Here is a 22,961-nt window from a genome sequence, read left to right on the forward strand (position 1 = left end):
TTCGAAAGGTTGATTCGATGCTCTTGAATACAAGAGTGGGCGCTGTATCGAAGAACGTCAAGATAGAAGGGTGTCGAAACAGTGCACACGTGCGGCCGCCCGCCCGTACGTGCGCCCGTGCCCGCCCCCGTCGCCGTCCGTGAGGCCCTGCGCAAGGCTGTCTCGGCCAGGCGTTAGCATATGAGCACCGCCTAGCTCGAAAGATAATTCTGTGACTGTCAACGACGACGTGTTCACCAACTGGAAGCACCGCGAGGAGATCGCGGAGTCGATGATCCCGATCATCGGGAAGCTGCACCGGGAGCGGGACGTAACGGTCCTTCTGCACAGCCGCTCCTTGGTGAACAAGTCGGTGATCAGTATCCTCAAGGCCCATCGGTTCGCCCGGCAGATAGCCGGCGCCGAGCTGTCGGTCACCGAGACGCTGCCGTTCCTGCAAGCGCTCACCACGCTCGACCTCGGCCCCTCCCAGATCGACATCGGCATGCTCGCCGCGACGTACAGGGCCGACGACCGCGGGCTGTCGGTGGAGGAGTTCACCGCGCGGGCGGTCGCCGGTGCGACGGGGCCCGACAAGACCGACCGCCGCGCGTCGCGGGATGTCGTGCTCTACGGGTTCGGCCGCATCGGCCGCCTCCTCGCCCGCCTGCTCATAGAGAAGGCCGGCTCCGGCAACGGGCTGCGGCTGCGCGCCATCGTCGTCCGCAAGGGCGCCGGCCAAGACCTCGTCAAGCGCGCCTCGCTGCTGCGCCGCGACTCCATCCACGGCCAGTTCCAGGGCACCATCACCGTCGACGAGGCGAACAGTACGATCGTCGCCAACGGCAACGAGATCAAGGTGATCTACTCCGACGACCCGACGTCGGTGGATTACACGGCGTACGGCATCAAGGACGCCATCCTCGTCGACAACACCGGCCGGTGGCGCGACCGCGAGGGGCTCTCGAAGCATCTGCGTCCCGGCATCGACAAGGTGATCCTGACCGCGCCGGGCAAGGGTGACGTGCCCAACGTGGTGCACGGCGTCAACCACGACATGATCAAGCCGGACGAGCAGATCATCTCCTGCGCGTCCTGCACCACCAACGCGATCGTTCCGCCGCTGAAGGCGATGGCGGACGAGTACGGGGTGCTGCGCGGTCACGTGGAGACCGTCCACTCGTTCACCAACGACCAGAACCTGCTGGACAATTACCACAAGTCCGACCGGCGTGGCCGCTCGGCGCCGCTGAACATGGTCATCACCGAGACCGGTGCCGCCTCCGCCGTCGCCAAGGCGCTGCCGGACCTCGAGGCGAAGATCACCGGTAGCTCGATCCGCGTTCCGGTGCCGGACGTCTCGATCGCCATCCTCAATCTGCAACTCGCCCGCGAGACCAGTCGTGACGAGGTCCTCGACTACCTCCGCGACGTGTCCCTGACCTCGCCGCTCAAGCGTCAGATCGACTTCATCAGCGCTCCCGACGCGGTCTCCAACGACTTCATCGGCTCGCGCCACGCCTCGATCGTCGACGCCGGCGCCACCAAGGTCGACGGCGACAACGCGATCCTGTACCTGTGGTACGACAACGAGTTCGGCTACTCCTGCCAGGTCATCCGCGTCGTCCAGTACGTCTCCGGTACGGAGTACCCGACCTACCCGGCTCCCGCCTCGGCGTCGGCCTCGGCTCCGGCGGTCTGATTTCGCGGACCGGCCGCGCGGTTCGGGCTCCCGCTCGTCGAGCGGGAGCCCGGCCCTTGGGCGCGAACACCTCGATCACCCGAGCGCGGGCCGCTTTACGCTGGCGCCACCCCACGGGATATCTTGATATCGAGACGATGTAGACGCGAAGCGGAGTAGCGGTGACTGACTCGACCATCATCTATACGCACACTGACGAGGCCCCGGCCCTGGCGACGTATTCGTTCCTGCCCGTGGTCGAGGCGTACGCCTCGACGGCCGGTGTCGCCGTCGAGAGCCGCGACATCTCCCTGGCCGGCCGGATCATCGCCAGCTTCCCGGAGCGCCTGGAGGAGCACCAGCGCATCGAGGACGCCCTGGCGCAGCTCGGCGAGCTGGCCAAGATCCCGCAGGCCAACATCATCAAGCTGCCGAACATCTCGGCGTCCATCCCGCAGCTCAAGGCCGCCATCGCGGAGCTGCAGGAGAAGGGGTACGCGCTGCCGGACTACCCGGACGACCCGCAGACCGACGAGGAGCGGGAGGTACGTGCCCGCTACGACAAGGTCAAGGGCAGCGCCGTCAACCCGGTCCTGCGCGAGGGCAACTCCGACCGCCGTGCCCCGGCCTCCGTCAAGAACTACGCCAAGGCCAACCCGCACCGGATGGGCGAGTGGCGCGCCGACTCGAAGACGAACGTCGCGCACATGGACGGTGACGACTTCCGCTCCACCGAGAAGTCCGTCGTACTGGCCGAGGACGGTGCGCTCCGCATCGAGCTGCACGGCGACGACGGGTCCACCACCGTGCTGCGCGAGTCGGTGCCGGTCAAGGCAGGGGAGGTCGTGGACGCCGCCGTCATGCGGGTGGCCGCGCTGCGCGAGTTCCTGTCCGCGCAGGTCGAGCGGGCCAAGGCGGAGGGTGTGCTGTTCTCGGTGCACCTGAAGGCGACGATGATGAAGGTGTCCGACCCGATCATCTTCGGGCACACCGTCCGCGCCTTCTTCCCGAAGACCTTCGCCACGTACGGTGACAAGCTGGCCGCTGCCGGTCTGACGCCGAACGACGGTCTGGGCGGCATCTTCAAGGGTCTGGAGTCGCTGCCGGAGGGCGACAAGATCAAGGCGTCGTTCGACGCGGAGCTGGCCCAGGGCCCGGACCTGGCGATGGTCGACTCGCACCGCGGCATCACCAACCTGCACGTGCCCAGCGACGTCATCGTGGATGCCTCCATGCCCGCGATGATCCGTACCTCGGGCCACATGTGGAACAAGGACGACCAGGAGCAGGACGCGCTCGCGGTCATCCCGGACAGCAGCTACGCGGGCATCTACCAGGCCGTCCTCGACGACTGCCGCGCCAACGGCGCCTTCGACCCGGCCACCATGGGCTCGGTGCCGAACGTCGGCCTGATGGCGCAGAAGGCCGAGGAGTACGGCAGCCACGACAAGACGTTCGAGATCCCGGCGACCGGCACAGTGCGGGTCCTCGACGACGAGGGCGAGCTGGTGCTGGAGCAGGCGGTCGGCGAGGGCGACATCTTCCGGATGTGCCAGACCAAGGACGTGCCGATCCAGGACTGGGTCAAGCTGGCCGTCACCCGCGCCCGCGCCACCGGCGACCCGGCCGTCTTCTGGCTGGACGAGACCCGGGCGCACGACAAGAACCTGATCAGGAAGGTCCGCGAGTATCTTCCGCTGCACGACACCGAGGGCCTGCAGATCGAGATCATGTCCCCGGCCGACGCGATGGCGTTCTCCCTGGAGCGCATCCGCCGCGGCGAGAACACCATCTCCGTCACCGGCAACGTGCTGCGCGACTACCTCACCGACCTGTTCCCGATCATGGAGCTGGGCACCAGCGCCAAGATGCTCTCCGTCGTGCCGCTGATCAACGGCGGCGGGCTGTTCGAGACGGGCGCGGGCGGCTCGGCCCCCAAGCACGTGCAGCAGCTCGTCAAGGAGAACTACCTGCGCTGGGACAGCCTGGGCGAGTTCTTGGCGCTGGCCGTCAGCTTCGAGCACCTGGCGCACAAGGCCGGCAACCCGCGGGCGCAGATCCTCGCGGACACCCTCGACCGCGCCACCGGCACGCTGCTGAACGAGAACAAGTCGCCCAGCCGCAAGCTCGGCAGCATCGACAACCGCGGCAGCCACTTCTACCTCGCCCTCTACTGGGCGCAGGAGCTGGCCAAGCAGACCGAGGACGCGCAGCTCGCGCAGGCGTTCTCCGGGCTGGCCAAGACGCTGGCCGAGCAGGAGCAGACCATCGTCGACGAGCTGCTGGCCGTCCAGGGTGCGCCTGCCGACATCGGTGGCTACTACCAGCCGTCCCCGGAGAAGGCGGCGGCCGTGATGCGCCCGTCGAAGACCTTCAACGAGGCGCTGGCTTCGCTGGGCTGACACAGCGCACACCGCTGATGAGCGGGCCCCGGGAACGGCACTGGCCGTTCCCGGGGCCCTCGTCTTGCATCTCCCCACCGGCACCCACCGGGCCGCGTCACCGCTGACCTCCGCACGGCGTGCGGGCGGGGCGTGGGGGCGTCAGCAGTCGCAGCCGCAGTCGCAGTCGCAGCAGCCGCCACCGCCCTCGCCGCCACCGCCCTCACCGCCACTGCTGCAGCAGTCACAGTTGCAGTTGCTGCAGCAGTCACAGCAGTCGCAGCAGTCCGAGCAGAGGCCCTCGCGCCTCCTGCGGGACCAGGGGCCCTCGTACTCCGAGGCGCAGCACAGTTGGCAGGTGCAGCAGAGGCCGACGAAGGCCGCGCAGCCGGCGAAGAAGCCGCGCGGGGAACGCTGGTTGGGGGAGTGGGGGCCGGGGTTGCCCTGGCCACCCGGGTCATCACCCCAGCCACCCCAGCCCTCGCCCCCGCCGCCGGGCGGTATCTGGCCGCCACCTCCGCCCGCGTAGGGATTTGCGGGGCCGTTGAGGTTCTGCGGCGCCTGCCCGTACGGCGGCTGGCCGTAGGGGGGCTGACCCTGCGGCGGCCGACCGTACGGCTGCTGCTGGTACGGGTTACCGGGGCCGGGGCCGGGGCCCGGGTCGGGGGCGTGGGCGGTGGCGTGACCCGCCGTGTGTGCGCACGACGTCGTGCCGAACGCGCGGTCCACGGCGCGCGGCAGCTCATGCACCAGCAGGACGTGCGCCAGCCGCGGGTCGGCGAAGTCCACATCGCGCAGCGCCAGCCGGATGCCGCGGACCGCGTCGTCGCACAGCCGGCGGGTCTCGGCGCGGGTGGCGCCGGTGGCGTTGATCGGGTTCCAGGCGCCCTCGGCGGCGTCGGTGAGCCTGTCCTCGACCGCGTCCAGCAGGTGGGCGAGGCGGCCGAAGAGCCGGCCGGCCTCGGCGAGCGGGGCCGCGTTGCCGGGCTTGCCCGCGAGCGTCGCGGTGTGCGCGAAGGCCGCGGCCGTCGCCGTCTCGGTGGGTTCGGTGACGGCCGTCAGCGGGGTGCCGGGGCCCGCGGCGCGCTCCACGTCGGTCTGCCTGTCCACGGCGTCGACCAGGACGGCCGTGTCGAAGCCCAGCGTGCCGCCGGTACGGGCACCGGCCCGGTCCCAGCCCGCGGCTATCCGGCGCGCCGCGGCAGCGACCGGGCGGCGGCGCAGCAGCCCGTCGCGGTCGGCTATGTGGTCCCGCACCTTCGCCGAGGCCAGCACCAGCGACACCGAAGCCGCCAGCCGCGCCCCCTCGCCCTGTGCGACGGACGCGGTCCGCATACCGCGCAGCGGGCACGGGCCCGCGGTGCGGCGCCGGGCGGCCGCGACACCGGTCTGCGCATCCGTCAGCACGGAGATGAGCAGCCCGTCGTAGTTCGTCACCACCCGGGCGAACTGCCCGTGGTCGCCGCGGAGTGCGAGGCACAGCCCGCACAGATGCGCCATCCACTCGCTCCTGAGCCCCTCCGACAGCCGGTGCCTGCAGGGCCTGACGATTCCGAACACGAGCTCCCCCGTACGTGACTCGACTGCTGCGGTGCATCTGCAGTGCCGGATGCTACCCACTCTCCCGCCGGACGCCACCGGCCCCCTGCCTCCCCTTCCCAACGCCCTTTCCCCCAGGTCAGGTTGGGAGTTCGGTCGGCCGGCGACCGTACGGCTGTGAAAGCAACGTGACGCACCCCGGCGGCGTCCTGGAGTGCATGACTGCTGTTCTCATCCTCGGTCTCGATCCGTACACGGTCCCCGACGTGGACGGGGACGCGCTGCACGCGGTCCTCGACAAGGAACTGGCCCGGTTCGCGGAGGACTCCATCGACGCGTCCCTCGTCCAGGTCGCCGCCGACGAGCCCGACGAGTCCGTGTTCGTGACCGCGCTGAACGAGCGCGACTGGGATGTCGTCCTCATCGGCGGCGGCATCCGGCGCAAGGCCGAGCTGACCTTCTTCGAGCGGGTGGTCAATCTGGTCCACCAGCACGCTCCTGGCGCCGCCATCGCCTTCAACGGCAGCATCGACGAGGTCGTCGAGGCCGTCCGGCGGTGGCTGCCCGCCTCGCCCCCGTCCTGAGGCGGGCGCCGGAAAACCCTGCGACGGTCCCCTGTTCCCCTGCTACGTTTCTGCCATGCAGCAGCGTGCCGTACGCATCGCAAGGACGACGACGCCGGACCCGGTCCCGGCGCGCTGACCGACGTACAGACGTACACCGAAGCCCCGGGCCGAGCGCCCGGGGCTTCGTCGTCCGCTCCCTCGGGTGCCCGCCCGCACCCCCGAGGGAGAACCACATGACCGCCGCCCGCCACGACCACCGTTCGCTCGGCCGCGAGCTGGGCCTCTTCGGCACCGATCCGCTGATCGGGGCCGGCCTGCCGTACTGGCTGCCGGACGGGGCCACCGTCCGGCACGAGCTGGAGGAGTACGTCCGCACCGCCGAGCGCCGCGCGGGCTACCAGCACGTGTACTCGCCGGTGCTGGGGAAGAGGGAGCTGTACGAACTCTCCGGGCACTGGGCGCACTACGCCGACGACATGTTCCCGCCGCTGGACGTGGGCGAGGGCAGCGACGGGGAACAACTCGTGCTCCGGCCCAGCCTGTGCCCCCACCACGCGGTCATCTACCGGTCCCGCTCCCACAGCTACCGCGAACTTCCGCTGCGCATGGCGGAGCTGGGCGCCATGTACCGGTCCGAGCGCTCCGGCGTGCTCGGCGGACTGACCCGGGTACGAGCCATCCAGCTGAACGACGCGCACATCTTCTGCACCCCGGGCCAGGTCGCCGCCGAGGCGCGGGCGGCGCTGGAGCTGATCCGCGACGCCTACCGGGCACTCGGGATCGCGGCGGCCCGCTACCGGCTCTCCCTCCCTGCCCCGGGCGGCAAGTACGTGGCGGACCCGGACAAATGGCGGCAGGCCACCGCGCTGTTGACCGAGGTGCTGGACGAGGCGGGGCTGCCGTACGAGGCGGCGGAGGGCGAGGCTGCCTTCTACGGGCCGAAGATCGATGTGCAGATCGCCGACGCCGCGGGCCGGGAAGCGACCCTCTCCACCGTCCAGGTCGACCTCCACCAGCCCGAACGCTTCGACCTGCACTACATCGGCGCGGACGGCGCCAAGCACCGGCCCGTGATGGTGCACCGGGCCGTCATCGGCAGCGTCGAACGTGCCGTCGCGCAGCTGATCGAGGTGCACGGCGGCGCGTTCCCCGGCTGGCTGGCGCCCACCCAGATCGTCGTGCTGCCGGTGTCCGAGGCAGAGGTTGCGGACGGCGAGGCGCTGGTGCGGCGCTGCGCCGCGGTCGGCCTACGCGCCGAGTTGGCCGCCCCCGAACGCGGCAGCCTGGGCACCCGGGTGCGGGAAGCGCGCCGTGTGCCGTACCAGGCGGTGATCGGCGCCCGGGAGGCCGCCGACGGTCGGCTGGCGCTGCGGCTGCGCGACGGCCGCAGCGCGGGCCCGCTGCCGATCGACGAGGCCCTCGCCCGCATCACCGCTCTCGTGGGGGCGCACAGCACCGAGTTGTGGTGAGCGCGCACGGTCCAGGCCGGATCATGAATGCCGCTCTGCGGTGATGTCGGCGGGCCCGAGCGGCACCGGCGGCTCCATGTGCTCCGGAGGCAGGAAGCGCACCGAGGGCCGCCCGTCCGGGCCGTGCGGCGTCACCACCGAGCGCACCCCGTAGACGTCGGCCACCATCCGCTCCGTCAGTACCTCGCCCGGCGGACCCGCCGCCACCACCCGGCCCTGCCGCAGCACCACCAGGTGGTCGCAGAACATCGCCGCCAGGTTGAGGTCGTGCAGGGCGATCACGCTGGTGACGGGCGTACGGACGACGAGCGCCAGCAGCTCCAACTGGTACTGCACGTCGAGGTGGTTGGTGGGCTCGTCCAGCAGCAGCTCGCTCGGCCGCTGCGCCAGCGCGCGGGCGATCTGCACCCGCTGCCGTTCGCCGCCCGAGAGGCTGTGCCAGGGCTGGTCGAGCCGGTCGGCCAGCCCGGTGTGTGCGGCGGCCTCCCGCACCGCCTCGTCGTCCTCGTGCCCGGACCAGATGCTGCGGTGCGGTATGCGGCCGAGCCGTACGACATCGCCGACGGTCAGCTCCACGCCGGTCTCCGCATGCTGCTCGACGACGGCCACCCGCCGGGCCACAGCGCGGCGCCCCAGCTCACGCAGCGGCCTGCCGTCGAGGGTGACCACTCCGGAGGCGGTCGGCCGGATGCCCGCCAGCAGCCGCAACAGCGTGGATTTTCCCGAGCCGTTGGGCCCCAGCAGTCCCACCGTCTGGCCGGGCTGCGGATCCAGGCTCACCCCGTCGACGATCAGCCGCCCCCCTGCACGCCAGGAAACCGAGTGCGCGCTCAGGCTCACAGCCCCGCACCTCCGCCTACGCCGTGCGCCCTGCCGCGCCGCCCCCGGTGCAGGATCACCACGAAGGCCGGTACCCCCAGCAGCGAGGTCGCCACCCCGACCGGCAGCTCACGCGGGTCCAGCAGGGTGCGGGCCACAGTGTCGACCCACACCAGGAAGACCGCGCCCACCAGCGCCGTCACCGGTAGCAGCCGCCGGTGCGCGGGCCCGGTCAGCGCGCGGGCCGCGTGCGGCAGCACCAGCCCCACGAAACCGATCGCGCCCGACGAGCTGACCAGTACCGCCGTCAGCAGCGCGGTGACCAGCAGCAGCGTCAGCCGTACCCGCCGCACCGGTACGCCCAGCGAGGCGGCGGCCTCCTGCCCGAAGGCGAAGGCGTCCAGCGCGTCGGCCCGCGCCAGGCACACCACCAGCGCCAGCCCCAACGCGCCGGCGCCCAGGGCCACCTCACCCCAGTCGGCCGAGCCCAGCGAGCCCAGCAGCCAGAACAGCACCCCGCGGGTCTGCTCGGCGTCGGCCGAGGTGAAGACGATCAGCGAGGTCAGCGCCGAGAACAGCTGCATTCCGGCGATGCCCGACAGCAGCACCCGGTCCGTCGTACCGCCCGAGGTGTGCGCCAGCAGCAGCACCAGCCCGAACGAGAGCGCCGCTCCCACGAAGGCGCCCGCCGACAGCGACAGGGCGCCGCCGCCCACGCCCAACACCACCACGGCGACCGCCCCCGTGGAAGCGCCGGAGGAGACGCCCAGCACGAACGGATCGGCCAGCGGATTGCGCAGCAGCGACTGGAGCACGGCGCCGCACAGCCCGAGACCCGCGCCGCATAGTGCTGCCAGCAGGGCGCGAGGGAGCCGTAGTTCCCAGACGATGCCCTCGCGGAGCGGCGAGAGGCCCGCCTCGGGGCCGCCCAGTCGTTCTGCGACGACCCGCCATACGTCGGCTACGCCGAGCCCGGCCTGGCCGACGGTGATGGCCAGGGCAACTGACGCGGCGAGGGCGAGTGCGGCGACCACGCACAGGAGGGCGGTGCCCCGCCCGGTGCGGAGGGCTCCGGTGAGGGGGTGCCCCTTTCCGAGGCTTGCGGACTGCGGGTGGGGTGTAGCTGGTCGCGCAGTTCCCCGCGCCCCTTCGGGGCGCGCCTCCCCCTGCGAAGCTTGGGCAGTCTGCGCCAGGGGCGCAGGGTGGGCAAGCGCAGCCCCCGGTGCCGGGTCGGCAGCAGCTTCGGAGCTCCCACCAGCCTGTTCCGCCCTCACTTCGCTAGCCCCAAATCCCGCAGCCCCCGCGCCACCTTCTCCACGCCCTCCACCGTGCGGATCGAGGGATTCATCGCGGCGCCGGGCAGCAGGATGTAGCGCTTGTGGCGGACTGCCGTCATATGGCGGGTGACCGGGTCGGACTCCAGCTTCCGGATCTTGGCTTTGGCTGTCTCCGCGGTCTGGTTCTTGCGGGTCAGATCGCCCAGCACGATCACATCGGGGTCCCGGTCGGCGACCGTCTCCCAGCCGATCTGCGGCCACTCGTCGTGGGTGTCGTCGAAGACGTTCTTCGCGCCCACCGCGCGGGTGATGATGCCCGGCGCCCCGCAGCAGCCCGCCAGATACGGCGACTCGGAGTTGGCGAACCAGTACATGACGGAGGTGCCGCGCGCGCCGGTGCCCCGGGTGGCCTTCGCCACCCGCGCCTTGAGACCGGCCACCAGCCGCTCGCCGCGCTTCTGCACGCCGAACGCCTTCGCCAGGTCGCGGATCTCGCCGTAGACGGTGCTCAGCTCCAGCCGGCTGCCGCGCGCTCCGTCACCGTTGGAGCCGGACTTCTTGGCGCAGTCGGCGGGGGAGAGGTAGGTGGGCACCCCGAGACCGGCGAACTTGCCGCGCGGGGCGACGCCGCCCTTGTCGAGGGTGGCGGAGAAGGAGGCGGTCACCAGGTCCGGGTCCTTTTCGAGCACCTTCTCCAGCGCGGGGTAACCGTCGGCCAGCCGCGGGACCTTCGCGTTCTGTTCACCGAGCCCCTTCATGACAGGGTCGGTCCAGGTGCCGGTGCCCGCCATCCTGTCGCCCAGCCCGAGTGCCAGCAGGATCTCGGTCGAGCCCTGGTCGAGGGAGACGGCCCGCCGCGGGGGCCGCTGGAGGGTGACGTCCTGCCCGCAGTTGTGCAGCGTCCGGGGGTAACCGGGGGCCGCGCCCTTGCCGGAAGCTTCCGTCGGGGAGCCCCCGCCGCAGCCGGCGGTGCCCAGGACGAGTGCGAGGGCGAGGCCCGGCACGAGTACGCGGATACGGCGCGGTCGGCGCATGGCCAGGTGTTCCTTCTCCGTCAGAGGCCCAGTCGCGGGGCCCGGCGTGCCACCGCGCCCGGGGCAGTCCGAGCGCGGGTGCCAGCAGGTCTTCGGGCTCGGGACTGTGGGAGCGTGCGCCTTCCCAGGGACGTACGTCCCCAGTGGCCTCGTGCACGCCCCAGTCCCACACCGCTGCGCGTCAGCTCCGGATTCGCACCGGATTCCCTGACCCGTTCAAGGGTTTGACTGGCGGCTGAAACGTACCACGCGGGCGGCAGCCCGCAGGAACCGGAGAAACGACAAAAGGGACCCCGGGGCTTTACCCGGCCCCGGGGTCCTGGGTGCCGCTCGTTCACACGCACCGGCCTGTTTATGGGCGGATCGTTCGGCGATGCCCTTGCGTGGAGCCACTCCACCACGGCGCAGCGTGGATGCGCCGGCTGGGTTCGAACCAGCGTCTCAAGGTCGTCACCGCCCCGGTTGCCGGACGATGAGCGGCGATACTGAGCTTGGAGCGAGAGGTTGAGACTGACGGGCACCCTGTGTTCAGGACAGGGCGACCCGGGGGGTCACACATCAGCTTCAGCTTCAGCTTTGCGCTCCTGGCGCACCCGGTGACCGAAGGGCGCTGAAGCCCTGGCCCCGGGGGACCCCGGCCGCCACGTCGTCGAAACGTGAGCCGGGGTGTCTGTGGTGGTGAGATGCCTCCTGGGCGTCAGTCGAAGAGGTAGCCGAAGACGGCGTCCCCGACGCGCTTGTCGGTGACCTCGGTCCCGTTGGCCTCCTCGCGGGCGAACTTCACCGCGGCGGCCAGCTTGTCCAGCCGCTCCAGCAGCTCGTTGACCCGTCGTGCGGGCAGGGCGCCGGAGTACTTGACCGTGGTCCAGTAGCCGACGGGGATGTCCTCGTAGTACACCTCGACCTGGGCCGGGTGCTTCTCCGTGGCCTCCGCCTTCACATGGTTGCGCGGCACCTTCTTGGTGCGCACCGTACGGACCTGCTCGGTCTTCCACCAGTCCGTGGAGGGGTCCTTCTCCCACGCCTCCGCGCCGTCCAGCACCGGCAGCTTCCGCAGGAAGGTGCCGAGCTCGCCCAGTTGCTTCTCCAGGAACAGCAGGTAGGAGACGGGAACTTCGGACAGGACGGTGCGCCCGTCGACGACGACGTCCGCACGAGCCGTGAGGTTCGCCCAGTCCTTCGTCGCCGTCACATCGAACAGGCGGGTCAGGATCTTCGCCGTTTCCTTCAGCACATCCTCGGCCTTGACCTGGACCCGCGTCGACTCCGGCGGAAGCTGCTCGCCCTCTTCGTCCTTGGGCTGGTACGTACGCGAGATACCGGCCAGCATCTGGGACTTCGCCAGCCCGTGCTGTGCCTGCGCCAGGTCCTGGACGACCTTGGACTTGACGCCTTTCTCGACTGCGATGATCTGATTCAGCTTCGCCACGAACGCGAAGTTAGCAGCCTGATCCGCAGTCGGGCCACGCATTTTGTTCGACGACTTCGTAACAGGCCCGAGGGACGGGGGTCCCACGTCCGAGTGAATTTGGATGTTCGTCGGCTTGGATCCGGGTAGGCCAAGTCAGCTACCGATCCGACGAGTTGGGGGACAGTGACGTTGTCGCAACCCTTCGAACTGCCCGACTTCTACGTGCCCTACCCGGCCCGGCTCAACCCGCACGTCGACCAGGCCCGGACCCATTCGCGGGAGTGGGCACGGGAGATGGGGATGCTGGAGGGCTCGGGGATCTGGGACACCGCCGACCTGGACGCGCACGACTATGCACTGCTGTGCGCCTACACCCACCCCGACGCCGACGCGGACGATCTGGCGCTGGTCACCGACTGGTACGTGTGGGTCTTCTTCTTCGACGACCACTTCCTGGAGGAGTTCAAGCGCACTCAGGACCGGGCGGGCGGCAAGGCGTATCTGGATCGGCTGCCGCTGTTCATGCCGCTGGAGGACGACCCCGCGGCCACGGTGCCCGAACCCACCAACCCCGTCGAGGCGGGCCTGGCCGATCTGTGGGCCAGGACGGTGCCGTCGATGTCGGCCGACTGGCGTGCGCGGTTCGCCGTCAGCACCGAGAACCTGCTCAACGAGTCGCTGTGGGAGCTCTCCAACATCAATATCGGGCGGGTGCCGAACCCGGTCGAGTACATCGAGATGCGGCGCAAGGTCGGCGGCGCGCCGTGGTCGGCCGGACTGGTGGAGTTCGCGGCGCACGCCGAGGTACCCGCCGCCGTTGCCGCCTCTCGCCCGCTGTGCGTACTGCGCGACACCTTCTCCGACGCCGTCCATCTGCGCAACGACCTGTTCTCGTACGAGCGTGAGACGCAGGACGAGGGCGAGCTGTCCAACGGCGTACTCGTCCTGGAGACGTTCCTGGAGTGCGGCACCCAGGAGGCCGCCGACGCCGTCAACGACCTGCTCACCTCCCGCCTCCAGCAGTTCGAGCACACCGCGCTGACCGAAGTGCCCGCGCTCTGCGCCGACAAGGGCCTGGACCCGGCCGCGTGTGCCGACATCGCCGCCTACACCAAGGGACTTCAGGACTGGCAGTCCGGTGGCCACGAGTGGCACATGCGCTCCAGCCGCTATATGAACGGCGGCGGAGCGGGCAGCGCCGCCCCGGCGCGGCTGCCCGTCGTCCCGGCCGGTCTCGGCACCTCGGCAGCCGACGTGCTGCGCCCGCACACACGCGCGCAGATGCGGCGCGCCCGCTTCTTCACCCACGTACCGCACGAGCGCACCGGGCCCTCCGTGCTGCCCGACTTCGAGATGCCGTTCGAGCACCGGCTCAGCCCGCACCTGGGCGGCGCCCGGGAGCGCGTCGTCAGCTGGGCCCGCGGGATGGGGCTGCTGGAGCCGCAGCCGGACGTGCCCGGCGGCCGGGTGTGGGACGAGGAGCTGATGCGGGACTACGACCTGCCGCTGTGCGCCGCCGGACTGCACCCGGACGCGACGGCCGGCGAGCTCGATCTGGCCTCCGCCTGGCTGGCCTGGGGCACCTGGGGCGACGACTACTATCCGGTCCGCTTCGGACGCACCCGCGATCTGGCGGGCGCCAAGGTGTGCACCGAGCGGCTGTCCCTCTTCATGCCCGTCGACGGCGAGCCGCCCCCGCCTCCGGCCGGCCCGTTCGAGCGTTCACTGGCCGATCTGTGGGTCAGGACGGCGGGCCCGATGAGCCCCGGGAAGCGCCGCCGGTTCCGTACCGCCGTCGAGACCATGGCCGAGAGCTGGCTGTGGGAGCTCGACAACCAGGCGCAGAACCGCATCCCCGACCCCGTCGACTACGTGGAGATGCGGCGGCGGACCTTCGGCTCGGACCTGACCATGAGTCTGTGCCGGCTCTCCCAGCCCGACACCATCCCGGAGGAGATCTACCGCAGCGGCCCGATGAAGTCGCTGGAGAACGCGGCTGCCGACTACGCCTGCCTGCTCAACGACGTCTTCTCGTACCAGAAGGAGATCGAGTTCGAGGGCGAGCTGCACAACGGGCTGCTGGTCGTCCGCGCCTTCTTCGACTGCGACTATCGGACGGCGCTGCGCATCGTCGACGACCTGATGAAGTCGAGGATGCGGCAGTTCCAGCATGTCGCCGCGCACGAGTTTCCCGTGCTCTACGACGACTTCGGGCTCGACGAGGCGGGGCGGGCGGCGCTGGACGGCTATGTGAGGGAGCTGGAGAACTGGATGGCGGGCATCCTGGTGTGGCACCGCGGCTGCCGCCGCTACACGGAGGCGGATCTGCGCCGCCACTTCCTGCCTACGTGGCCGTTCGACGGGCCTGCGGGTCTGGGGACGTCGGCTGCGCGGCTGGGTCACTCTGCTGCGCGGCTGATGTCGCGGTAGCGGCACCGGCCGCGGTGACGGGCTGCGGGGGTCGTGGTTTGCGGCTGCGCGAGCGGGAGACCGCCACCCCCGCCAGGCACAGCAGACCGCCCGCCAGGGCCAGCTGGCCGGGCACCTCGTCCAGGAAGAGCCAGGACATCAGGACGACGAGGAAGGGCACCACGTACGTGGTGGAGCCCATCCGGCCCGCGGTGGTGCGGGAGAGGGCGTAGGCCCAGGTGGAGAAGGCCAGCGCGGTGGGGAACACGCCCAGATAGACGGTGTTGAGCGTGGCCGACAGCGGCGCGTCCGCCACCTGCGAGACCAGCTGACCGCTGAACGGCAGGCAGGCGACGAAGCCGATCAGGCAGCCGAAGGTGGTGACCTGGAGCGGGGAGGCGTGCCGCAGCGCGGGTTTCTGGCAGACGACCCCCAGGGCGTAGGTGACGGCTGCCAGTACGCACAGCGCCACCCCCAGCGGCGAGGAGCCGTCGCCCTCGGAGACGGACAGGCCGACCACGACGGCGCCCGCGAAGGAGACCGCCATCCCGGCCAGCAGCCGGCTGGGGAAGCCCTCCTTGAGCAGCCAGCCGCCCAGCACCGCCATCAGGATGGGGCCGATGTTGACGACCATCGCGGCCGTGCCCGCGTCCACGAGGCGTTCACCCCAGTTGAGCGCGACCATGTAGCCGCCGAACCACAGGACTCCCGAGGCGGCGATGCCGGGCCAGGCGGCCTTGGGCGGGAGCCCTTCGCGCCGGATGAGCAGCACCGCACACAGCACCAGGGCACCGGCCCCGAGCCGTCCCAGTGCCAGGGCGCCCGGGGCGTAGTGCGCGCCCGCGCTGCGTATGGAGACGAATGCCGAGGCCCACAGCACAACCGTGACTCCGGCTGCTGCGAGCGCTGTGGCCTCGGCGCGTCCCTTGCCTGCCGCCATGAGGGCTCCTTCATGGTTCACCGACCGCACGTGCGAGTCAGGACCGTAGGTTACCCATACTCATGACGCCACTGGTTTTCCGGTGCTCCCTTCCGGACTGCTAGTGCAGCAGGGAGCGCACCAGGCGGCAGGTGGTCGGCGACGGCGGGTGTACGCCGATGCGGTGCGCCGTCGCCCGGATGGTGTGGTTGCGGGCCTGCGCGGCGGTGTAGACGCCGGTGTCGAGCAGGGCTATGGCGATCCGCATGGCCTTGAGCTGGCGGTTGTGTGCCTCGTACCACTCGCGCGGCCGGCCCGCCGGGAGCGGCTTCTTGGGCAGGACGGGCAGGGTGGACATCTTCGGCAGGTGCTGCTGCTGGTGCGACTGGGTGCGGGTCGTGGGGCGGGTGTGCGAACGAGAGGTACGGGAACGGACAGCAGTCATCGACGGTCTCCTCACGACGTCGGTGCGCTTCCTGGAAACTACTTCGATTCTACCCCGCCCCACTGACAAAACCCGCTGGTCATCAGGGAGTTCGGGATCTTTGTTCGATTAGGCGGCGGTCTCCTGGGCCGGAGTTCGAGGAGCCGCTTCCGGGGCCGCCGCCGACGTGCCCCGCGAAGTCTCCGGTGAGGTCTCCGCCGCGTCCTCCCGCGCTGCCTCCTCGGCCTCCGCCGGACGGCCGAAGTCCCGCAGGATCTGTTCCGTCGCCCGCTGCGCCGAACTCAGCGCCCCGCGCAGCGTGCTGGTGTCCCGGTGCTCCCCGCAGACGTACAGCCCCGACAGCACCCGCACCGGCCGCCTCGGGTCGTGCGGCGCGGGCATCGCCGGTACCGCGTCCGGGTCGTGGTACGCCGCCAGCAGCTCCCAGCGGTCCGTCGAAGTGCCGTACACGCCCGCGAGTTGCTCACGTGCGGCCTTGTCCAGCGCCGCGGGCGGCTCGGCTGCCCGCTCGCCCAGCACGACGGAGGTGACCAGCGTCCGGCCCGCCGCGGCCCGCGAGGGGTCCACCGCCGAGGCCACCCAGGTGTGGCTGACCGGATCCGGCTCCGTGCCGTCCCGTTCGGCGCACACGGTGAACGACGGGCCGGGCGCACCCGGCGGGAGGGCGGCAGGTGCCGTATGGTGCAGGACGGTCACCGGGTGGAACCGCGGCACCCGCAGCCCCGGCAGCAGCGTGGCGGCCGAGCGGGCACCGGTGGCCACCAGCGCCGCGTCGCAGCCGAACGTGCCGTGCTCCTCGGTCTCCACGGTGTGCGTGCTCACGGAGGTGACCCGTACGCCCGTGCGCACCGTGCCCGGCGGCAGCGCTGCCGCCAGCAGCTCCGGAACGGTGGCCTGCCCGCCCGCCGGTACGCCGAGCCCGCCCCGCGCGAAGCCGCGCAGCGTCAGGTCGGCGACGCGGCTGGAGGTGGTCAGCGCCGGGTCCGACAGCAGCGCGGTCAGCAGCGGACGCACCAGCGTCTCGGCGGGCCGGGAGGGCAGACCGCGCGCCGACAGGGCCTGGCCGGCGGGGAGTTCGGGCCGCGACAGCAGCCCCTGGGGCGGTGCTGCCGCGAACCGGGCGAGGGACGCGCGCAGCCGCACCAGGCCCAGCGCGTCGGACATGTCGGCGCGGCTGCGCGCGCCGGTGAGCGCGCGAGCCGTCGTCAGCGCTGTCAGTGCGCCCCGCGTGCTTCCTGCGCCCTTCGTGCGCCGGTCGAGCCGGGCCGTACGGCCGGACCGCACCGGCTGGGAAGCGCGCTCCGCCGACCGGGCCGCCACCCGGTGCGTCCGGCCCTCCGCGTGCAGCAGCGCCCCGGGTGTGAACGGGCGCAGTGTGAGCGCGTCCAGCGCGGGCAGCCACGCGAAAGCCTCCGCGTCCCGGTCCAGGCTGAGCACCCCGGGGCTGCGGTCGAGCCGGTACCCCTCGAGGTGATCGGTACGCAGCCGCCCTCCGACGCGGGAGGCCGCCTCGAGGACGAGGACGCGCATCCCGGCGCCGGTCAGCCGGTGCGCGGCGGCCAGCCCGGCCAGCCCCGCACCGACTATCACCACGTCCGCGGTCCGGTCCCTGCCGACGGCCTCCACCTCCTCGCCGCCACTCCCGGTGCGGGTGCCTGCGTATGCGCTGCTGGTCAGCACGTGTCCTCCCGACGTCGACGCGCGTGCTGGTCTGATGGGATCTGCTGGGGGTCAGCCTTCTCGCTGCTGTCGCGTTGGTGCTGTGTGTGCGTTCTTGTGCCGCTGTGGGGCCGGCTGTCGTCCTGATGCCCCACCGGGCTCGCCTCATACCCGTGTTCGAGAGTTGGTGTGTGATCGCGCTCGCGGTACGTCGCGCGGGGGGCGCCCGGAGGCACAGGGGATCAGAACGGGAACAGCGGATCGAACGAGACGTCCAGCTCCGGGTCCAGCCACTTCACCCCGAAGGAGGGACAGGAACTGCTGCCCCCGTTCCAGTCCGCCTGAAGCGTCACGGCCTTGGGCCGCTGCGTCAGCGGAGTCGAGGCGTCGATCTCGTACCTCCGCTTGCCATGGAGGACGCCGGACTTCGCTCGCTTGCCGTCGACCTTGATCTGCCAGCGCACGGTCCTGTCGCCGCACCCTTCGGGGACTGTCACCTCCAGGCCGCCGCTCACGCCGCTCAGGTCCGGGGTGCCGAGGGAACCCCCGACGGGACGGAAGGTGGAGTCCATCGTCTCCGCCACGTCCCATGCGTAGTCGTAGATGCTGACCCGGGACGTGCTGTTGTTCGCGGTGACCGGCTCGCGTCCGCTGGAGAACGTCAACCCCTCGTTCTCCGCAGCGGCGACGAGCGCCCAGCCGAAGTACAGGATCGCGAAGATGGTGCCCAGAACGATTGCCGTGCCCGCCGCCATCCCACCGGACTTCGGCGCAGAGGCGGCTTTACTGCCCGGGGTCTGCACCTGCACCCTGGTCGTCCCAGTGGCGTCCCCTGCCTCTCCTGTCTCCTCGCTCTCGTGGCTCGCCCGCTGCCCCGCCCCGGTACGTGCACTCCGACCGAGGCCGACGTCTTCCTGGGCCTCTGCCGACTCCTCCTCCGCATGCAACCGCAGCTGGCGCTGGAGGACCTTCACCTCATGGCTCAGCCGGCGGATGTCCTCCTGGTCCCGGTCGCGTGCCCGGCGCAGATCCGTCAGCTCGGCCTCAAGTTCGCGGACGTAGGCGCCGGCGTGCTCCAGCTGACGCTGCTTGGCCGCATCCGACTGCTGGAGCCGGTGCCACTCGCGGTCCAAGCGCTCCGCGCGCTGTCGCTCCTCGGTGAGCTGCTGCGTCAGTACCGTCAGCTTCTCGCTGAGTTCGGCACACCGCCGGGCACTCGATTCCTTTGTCAGCGCCTCGGCCTGGAGGCGGGCTGTCTCCGTACGCAGCTGCTCCACCTCGGCCCGCAGCCGCTCGCCCTCCTCCTGGGCGTACGCCAGCTGCGTCTCGGTGTCTTTCGCGGTCTTCTGGGCTGCGCGGCGCAGCGCGTGCAGGCGGTCCGCCTCGGCTCGCGGCTCCGGGCAGATCTCCTCCACGAAGCTGCGCGGTGCGACCCAGGCGCCGCTCAGATAGCGCTCGACCGTCGCGGAGTCCTCGGCGACGCCATCGCGCCGCTGATCGAATACCTCGCGCAGCGCTGCGGCGTAGTGCAGAGCCTCCTCGGTCGGCGCCGGGCTCCAGCGGTTGCGGGCGAAGATCAGCCGGTGCCCCGCGTTGCGCGAGCGCTGTTCGGGCTCAGGGCGGTCCTTGGCCTTCAGCTCGCGCCACACCTGGCGGAAGATGGTGTCCAGGTCCAGCAGCCGGGGCCCCTCCGGGATCCCGTCCTCCAGCACCCTGACCAGCTCGCCGGTGAAGGCGGTGTACGGCTCGCCCTTCGGTGCCAGGGCCAACCTCGTCCTCGCGGTGGCCGTCATCAGATACGTGCCCTCGATCGCCGCGTGGTCCGCGATGCCGTTCGAGCCGTTCAGATGCTGGCCGGCCGCGCTGCCGCTGTAGCAGCAGTCGAGGATGACCGCACGGTGCTGCGCGCGGCTGTTGAGGATCATCTTCCGCAGGGGCGCGTACTCGACCGCGGAGTAGAGCACTTCGGAGTGCGAACCCCGCAGAGCCAGGTGCAGGCCGTCGACACCGTCCAGCAGCCCGTGGCCCGCGTAGTACACCAGCAGCGCGTCCTCGGCCGCCGTCGCGGCAACGCTGACGGCCTTGAAGACGTCTTCGCGGCTGCAGTCGAGGAGCGGCACGCAGTGCTCGCTCGGCAGCGCCCAGCCGTCCGGGCCGCGGAGCAGCTCCGCCAGCCGGTTGACGTTGTTCTTCACCGTCGGAAGGTTGTCCAGGACGTCGTACTCGGCCGCTCCGATGATGACGGCCCGCGACCGGCTGGGGTCCGGCGGCCCCGTGAGACCTGCCCCCATCTCGCTACTCCTCCTCGTTCCCGTCCTCGTCCTGGCTCCTGTCCTCATCCGTGCCGGTCAGGGCCCGCACCAGCCGCGCCACTTCCTCCTCGGAGCCGCCCCGTACTGTGATCCGCCTGCCGTCCACCTCCACGGCGAGCGGCGGGGCCGTGGGGCGCGCGGCTCGCCAGGCGGCGTAGGCGAGTCCCAGGTTCGCCGCGGCGAAGCCCTGTTGCAGCACGAGGTTGATGACCTCCAGCGCGCCCATGGCGGTGCCGTCGCCCGGGATGTGGACCAGGCTCGGTTCCGCGTGCCGGCGCACGTCGGGGTCGTCCCGCAGCCACTGGTACAGATCCGCGACCGCCGTCGCGTCGTCGCCGAGCACCGAGATCTCAACCTGCACGCCGCCCCCGTCCGGTTCGCTCGTCAAACGATTACGGTACGCACAACTCCCGTATACAGCACGCCAATTCCACGAAGCCCCCTCCTGTCACCTGTGAGGGGTGGGTGGCCTCACAGGGCGGCGCGGATGGCGTCCGTGACCGTCGGGAAGGCGAAGCGGAAGCCGGCGTCCAGCAGCCGGCGGGGGAGCACCCGCTGGCTGCCCAGCACATCCTGGGCGAACTCGCCCAGGGCGATACGGAGCACGGGCGCCGGGACCGCGAAGAGGGTGGGGCGGCGCAGCACCCGGCCCATGGCGGCGGTGACCTCCCGGTTGGTGGTCGGTTCCGGTGCGGTGAGGTTCACCGGGCCGCTCAGCGACGGCTCCCCCAGCAGGAACCGCAGCGCCGCCACATGGTCGTGCAGCGCGATATGGCTCCAGTACTGGCGGCCGTTGCCCAGTCGGCCGCCGAGCCCGGCCCTGAAGAGGGGGAACAGCTGCCCCCACGCCCCGCCGCCACGGGCGACGACCAGCCCGGTGCGGCCGAACACCGTACGGATCCCGGCGTCCTGCGCGGCCCCCGCCGCGGCCTCCCAGTCCTGGCACAACTGGGCCAGGAAGCCCTCACCGGGGCCGGCGCTCTCGTCGACGGCCCGGTCCCCGGTGTCGCCGTAGTAGCCGATCGCGGTACCGACGATCAGGGTGGCCGGCGGGGTGTCCAGCGTGGCCAGGGCGCCGGCGAGGGTCCGGGTGCCCAGTACCCGGCTGTCGCGCAGCTCGCGCTTATAGCTGTCCGTCCAGCGGTGGTCGCCGACGCCCGCGCCCGCCAGATGGACGACGGCCTCGCAGCCGACGAGTCCGGCCACCTCCACCTGGCCCCCTTGCGGGTCCCACCGCAGCTCGTCGGCCGCCGCCGCCGGCCGCCGTACGAGCCGCAGCACGTCGTGGCCCTCCGCCCGCAGCGAGCGGGTGAGCGCCGAGCCGATGAGTCCGGTCGAGCCGGTGACCGCGATACGCATGCGCCCATCCTGGCGCATGCGTACCGGATGCGCCGGTCGCGGCTCAGAGCCCCCGCACAGCCGCGATCGTGAACGGCGTCTGCGGTGTACCCGGGCCCATCGGCCCGCCCTTGTCGAACTGCGAACGGACCACGAACAGGGTGCCGTTCGCCCGCGCGAGGGTGGTGGGCAGTTGCAGATCGGGGTCGCTCGCCCGGGCCTCCTGGCGGGCTTCGGTGCCGTCGTGGCTCAGCCGCCAGCGGCTCAGCGCGTTGTCCGTGTTGTGTACGACCCACAGCCGGTTTCCCGCGGTCTCCAGGCCGTCGGCGTTGCGCAGATCGGCGCCGTGCAGCCGGACGCGGGACGCCTTGCCGTTGACCGGGTCGAGGCGGTAGAGGCCGCCACCGGTCATGTCGGCCGTGAGCAGATAGCGGCCACCGGGTCCGGCCGCGATGCCGTTCAGGGCGTAGGGATTTCCGCCGGACGGCGGGGGCAGCAGTCCGGTCAGGTCGAAGCGGGTGACCAGCCGCCCGCGTCCTCCCTCCGCCTGGGCGCGGGCCAGCTGCGCGGGCGTGACGCGGTAGACGACATTGCGCACGCTGTCCGTCAGATAGGCGGAGCCGTCCGGGGTCAGGACAAGGTCGTTGACGAAGGAGGGATCGTCGCCGGGGACGTCGAACCGGGCCAGCAACTTCCGGGTGCGGGTGTCGTAGACGGAGACACCCTTGGTGGAGTCGGTGACCCACAGCCGTCCCGCGTTGTCGACCTTGAGCCCGTTGGCGGTGTGCCGCCCGTCGGCACCGGCGGGCAGGAACGTCTCGGCCACCCGGTGTCCGGGCGTCATGCGGTAGACGGCACCGGTCTCGTACGACCCCGCGTACAGCCGGTCCGAACGGGGATCAGCGGCGATCCCCTCCGGGTAGACGCGGTCGCCGGGCAGTTCGTACGCGGTGGAGACCCGCAGCTGGGAAGCGTGTGAGGGGTGAGCGGCAGGCGCCGTGTGCGCGGTCGGCGCCGGGCCGGCGGCCGGCGCGGTGAACGCCGTGAGCGCGGTGGCCGCCGTCGCCACGGCGAGCGCGGTCAGCGCGACACGGCGCCGGGGGAGGGGGAGCGTGCGGGAAATGGTGTGCCTCCAGTGGCAGAAGGGGCACGGGCGGCGAGCACGGCCGCCACGATTCTGAGACCCCTATCGATGTGACGTGTACGCACACTAATTAGAGTTCTAATCTTCGTCAAGATACTTATCCCTGTGCTGGTCGATACGATGCAGGGATGACCTCCATGCCCGCCGCCGAGCGCCTCGGCTCGCACATCAAGGCCGCCGAGCACGCGCTCAACGCGACGAAGCACGCCGTGCTCAAGCCCACCGGGCTGACGGTCCCTCAGTACGCGGCGCTGCTCCAGCTCGCGGAGAACCCCGGCATGCCGGCGGCGGCCCTCGCCCGGGCGTGCCGGGTGACGGCGCCGACGATGAACACGATCCTCAAGAACCTTCAGCAGCGCGGTCTCATCACCCGCACTCCGCACGCCTGGCACCGCAACGTGCTGGAGACCGGGCTGACGGAGCTGGGTACGGAGGTGATGGCACAGGCGGACGAGAACGCGATCCGCGTCGAGCGGGGACTGGCCGCCGCGTTCACCGACGAGGAGCGCGAGCAGCTGATCTCGCTGCTGGGCCGGTGTGCGGAGTATCTGGAGTCGGTACGGCCTGAGTGAACCGGGG

The 22,961-nt window shown here is 71.2% G+C and carries 18 protein-coding genes and 1 riboswitch; of the genes, 6 read left to right on the plus strand and 12 right to left on the minus strand.

The window, feature by feature from the left end:
- The first annotated feature begins 211 nt into the window (after positions 1–211).
- Together ACTWQF_RS13895 and ACTWQF_RS13900 are read left to right on the plus strand one after the other, a co-directional pair.
- A complete protein-coding gene (locus tag ACTWQF_RS13895; RefSeq protein WP_443279657.1) occupies positions 212–1,681 on the plus strand; it encodes a glyceraldehyde-3-phosphate dehydrogenase in 1,470 nt (489 codons plus the stop codon).
- A gap of 161 nt (positions 1,682–1,842) precedes the next feature.
- Positions 1,843–4,062: an NADP-dependent isocitrate dehydrogenase gene (locus ACTWQF_RS13900; protein ID WP_443279658.1), complete on the plus strand. Its 2,220-nt coding sequence runs from the start codon at positions 1,843–1,845 to the stop codon at positions 4,060–4,062.
- A 141-nt stretch (positions 4,063–4,203) separates the two neighbouring features.
- Here ACTWQF_RS13900 and ACTWQF_RS13905 read toward each other — a convergent pair whose 3' ends face one another.
- Complete coding sequence (locus tag ACTWQF_RS13905) at positions 4,204–5,601, minus strand: DUF5685 family protein (protein ID WP_443279659.1); 1,398 nt, start codon at positions 5,599–5,601, stop codon at positions 4,204–4,206.
- Positions 5,602–5,798: 197 nt separating this feature from the next.
- Between ACTWQF_RS13905 and ACTWQF_RS13910 the strand changes: the two genes are divergently transcribed.
- Complete coding sequence (locus ACTWQF_RS13910; RefSeq protein ID WP_443279660.1) at positions 5,799–6,164, plus strand: hypothetical protein; 366 nt, start codon at positions 5,799–5,801, stop codon at positions 6,162–6,164.
- Positions 6,165–6,379: 215 nt separating this feature from the next.
- A complete protein-coding gene (thrS, locus tag ACTWQF_RS13915) occupies positions 6,380–7,615 on the plus strand; it encodes a threonine--tRNA ligase (protein ID WP_443279661.1) in 1,236 nt (411 codons plus the stop codon).
- 21 nt (positions 7,616–7,636) lie between these two features.
- Here thrS and ACTWQF_RS13920 read toward each other — a convergent pair whose 3' ends face one another.
- From ACTWQF_RS13920 to ACTWQF_RS13935, 4 genes are all read right to left on the minus strand, one after another.
- A complete protein-coding gene (locus ACTWQF_RS13920; protein ID WP_443279662.1) occupies positions 7,637–8,455 on the minus strand; it encodes an ABC transporter ATP-binding protein in 819 nt (272 codons plus the stop codon).
- Positions 8,452–9,468 carry a FecCD family ABC transporter permease gene (locus ACTWQF_RS13925; protein WP_443279663.1) on the minus strand — a complete coding sequence of 339 codons (1,017 nt, stop codon included), beginning with the start codon at positions 9,466–9,468 and terminating at the stop codon, positions 8,452–8,454. The genes ACTWQF_RS13920 and ACTWQF_RS13925 overlap by 4 nt, the downstream gene beginning before the upstream one ends.
- Before the next feature lie 236 nt (positions 9,469–9,704).
- Positions 9,705–10,745 (minus strand): ABC transporter substrate-binding protein, encoded by a 1,041-nt coding sequence (locus tag ACTWQF_RS13930; protein WP_443279664.1) that lies wholly within the window; start codon positions 10,743–10,745, stop codon positions 9,705–9,707.
- 66 nt (positions 10,746–10,811) lie between these two features.
- Positions 10,812–10,993: riboswitch (cobalamin riboswitch) on the minus strand.
- A 449-nt stretch (positions 10,994–11,442) separates the two neighbouring features.
- Entirely contained in the window at positions 11,443–12,174 is a 732-nt protein-coding gene (locus ACTWQF_RS13935) for a DUF7873 family protein (protein WP_443279665.1), read from the minus strand.
- Positions 12,175–12,345: 171 nt separating this feature from the next.
- Here ACTWQF_RS13935 and ACTWQF_RS13940 point away from each other — a divergent pair, with 171 nt between their 5' ends.
- Entirely contained in the window at positions 12,346–14,586 is a 2,241-nt protein-coding gene (locus ACTWQF_RS13940) for a terpene synthase family protein (protein ID WP_443279843.1), read from the plus strand.
- Here the strand turns inward: ACTWQF_RS13940 and ACTWQF_RS13945 are convergent.
- From ACTWQF_RS13945 to ACTWQF_RS13975, 7 genes are all read right to left on the minus strand, one after another.
- Entirely contained in the window at positions 14,501–15,505 is a 1,005-nt protein-coding gene (locus ACTWQF_RS13945) for a DMT family transporter (RefSeq protein ID WP_443279666.1), read from the minus strand. The genes ACTWQF_RS13940 and ACTWQF_RS13945 overlap by 86 nt on opposite strands.
- 100 nt (positions 15,506–15,605) lie before the next feature.
- Positions 15,606–15,929 (minus strand): hypothetical protein, encoded by a 324-nt coding sequence (locus tag ACTWQF_RS13950; protein WP_443279667.1) that lies wholly within the window; start codon positions 15,927–15,929, stop codon positions 15,606–15,608.
- A 108-nt stretch (positions 15,930–16,037) separates the two neighbouring features.
- On the minus strand, positions 16,038–17,609 hold the full coding sequence (locus tag ACTWQF_RS13955) for an FAD-dependent oxidoreductase (RefSeq protein ID WP_443279668.1): 1,572 nt from the start codon (positions 17,607–17,609) through the stop codon (positions 16,038–16,040).
- A 221-nt stretch (positions 17,610–17,830) separates the two neighbouring features.
- Entirely contained in the window at positions 17,831–19,879 is a 2,049-nt protein-coding gene (locus ACTWQF_RS13960; RefSeq protein ID WP_443279669.1) for a caspase, EACC1-associated type, read from the minus strand.
- A 4-nt stretch (positions 19,880–19,883) separates the two neighbouring features.
- A complete protein-coding gene (locus ACTWQF_RS13965) occupies positions 19,884–20,288 on the minus strand; it encodes an effector-associated constant component EACC1 (protein ID WP_443279670.1) in 405 nt (134 codons plus the stop codon).
- 83 nt (positions 20,289–20,371) lie between these two features.
- The gene (locus ACTWQF_RS13970) at positions 20,372–21,259 is read right to left on the minus strand and encodes a TIGR01777 family oxidoreductase (RefSeq protein ID WP_443279671.1); all 888 of its coding nucleotides are present in this window, start codon (positions 21,257–21,259) and stop codon (positions 20,372–20,374) included.
- Positions 21,260–21,302: 43 nt separating this feature from the next.
- Complete coding sequence (locus ACTWQF_RS13975) at positions 21,303–22,307, minus strand: SMP-30/gluconolactonase/LRE family protein (RefSeq protein WP_443279672.1); 1,005 nt, start codon at positions 22,305–22,307, stop codon at positions 21,303–21,305.
- Positions 22,308–22,510: 203 nt separating this feature from the next.
- Between ACTWQF_RS13975 and ACTWQF_RS13980 the strand changes: the two genes are divergently transcribed.
- Positions 22,511–22,954, plus strand: coding sequence for a MarR family winged helix-turn-helix transcriptional regulator (locus ACTWQF_RS13980; protein ID WP_443279673.1), 444 nt, complete (start codon positions 22,511–22,513; stop codon positions 22,952–22,954).
- Positions 22,955–22,961 lie beyond the last annotated feature (7 nt).

Source organism: Streptomyces sp. 8N114 (assembly GCF_052245835.1).
GTDB lineage: Bacteria > Actinomycetota > Actinomycetes > Streptomycetales > Streptomycetaceae > Streptomyces.

What these genes read in the sequence shown, in the direction of transcription:
- ACTWQF_RS13910 (WP_443279660.1), top strand. Translation starts at nt 5,799, where the DNA reads ATGACTGCTGTTCTCATCCTCGGTCTCGATCCGTACACGGTCCCCGAC.
- thrS (WP_443279661.1), top strand. Translation starts at nt 6,380, where the DNA reads ATGACCGCCGCCCGCCACGACCACCGTTCGCTCGGCCGCGAGCTGGGC.
- ACTWQF_RS13930 (WP_443279664.1), bottom strand. Translation starts at nt 10,745, where the DNA reads ATGCGCCGACCGCGCCGTATCCGCGTACTCGTGCCGGGCCTCGCCCTC.
- ACTWQF_RS13945 (WP_443279666.1), bottom strand. Translation starts at nt 15,505, where the DNA reads ATGGCGGCAGGCAAGGGACGCGCCGAGGCCACAGCGCTCGCAGCAGCC.
- ACTWQF_RS13950 (WP_443279667.1), bottom strand. Translation starts at nt 15,929, where the DNA reads ATGACTGCTGTCCGTTCCCGTACCTCTCGTTCGCACACCCGCCCCACG.
- ACTWQF_RS13960 (WP_443279669.1), bottom strand. Translation starts at nt 19,879, where the DNA reads ATGGGGGCAGGTCTCACGGGGCCGCCGGACCCCAGCCGGTCGCGGGCC.
- ACTWQF_RS13970 (WP_443279671.1), bottom strand. Translation starts at nt 21,259, where the DNA reads ATGCGTATCGCGGTCACCGGCTCGACCGGACTCATCGGCTCGGCGCTC.
- ACTWQF_RS13980 (WP_443279673.1), top strand. Translation starts at nt 22,511, where the DNA reads ATGACCTCCATGCCCGCCGCCGAGCGCCTCGGCTCGCACATCAAGGCC.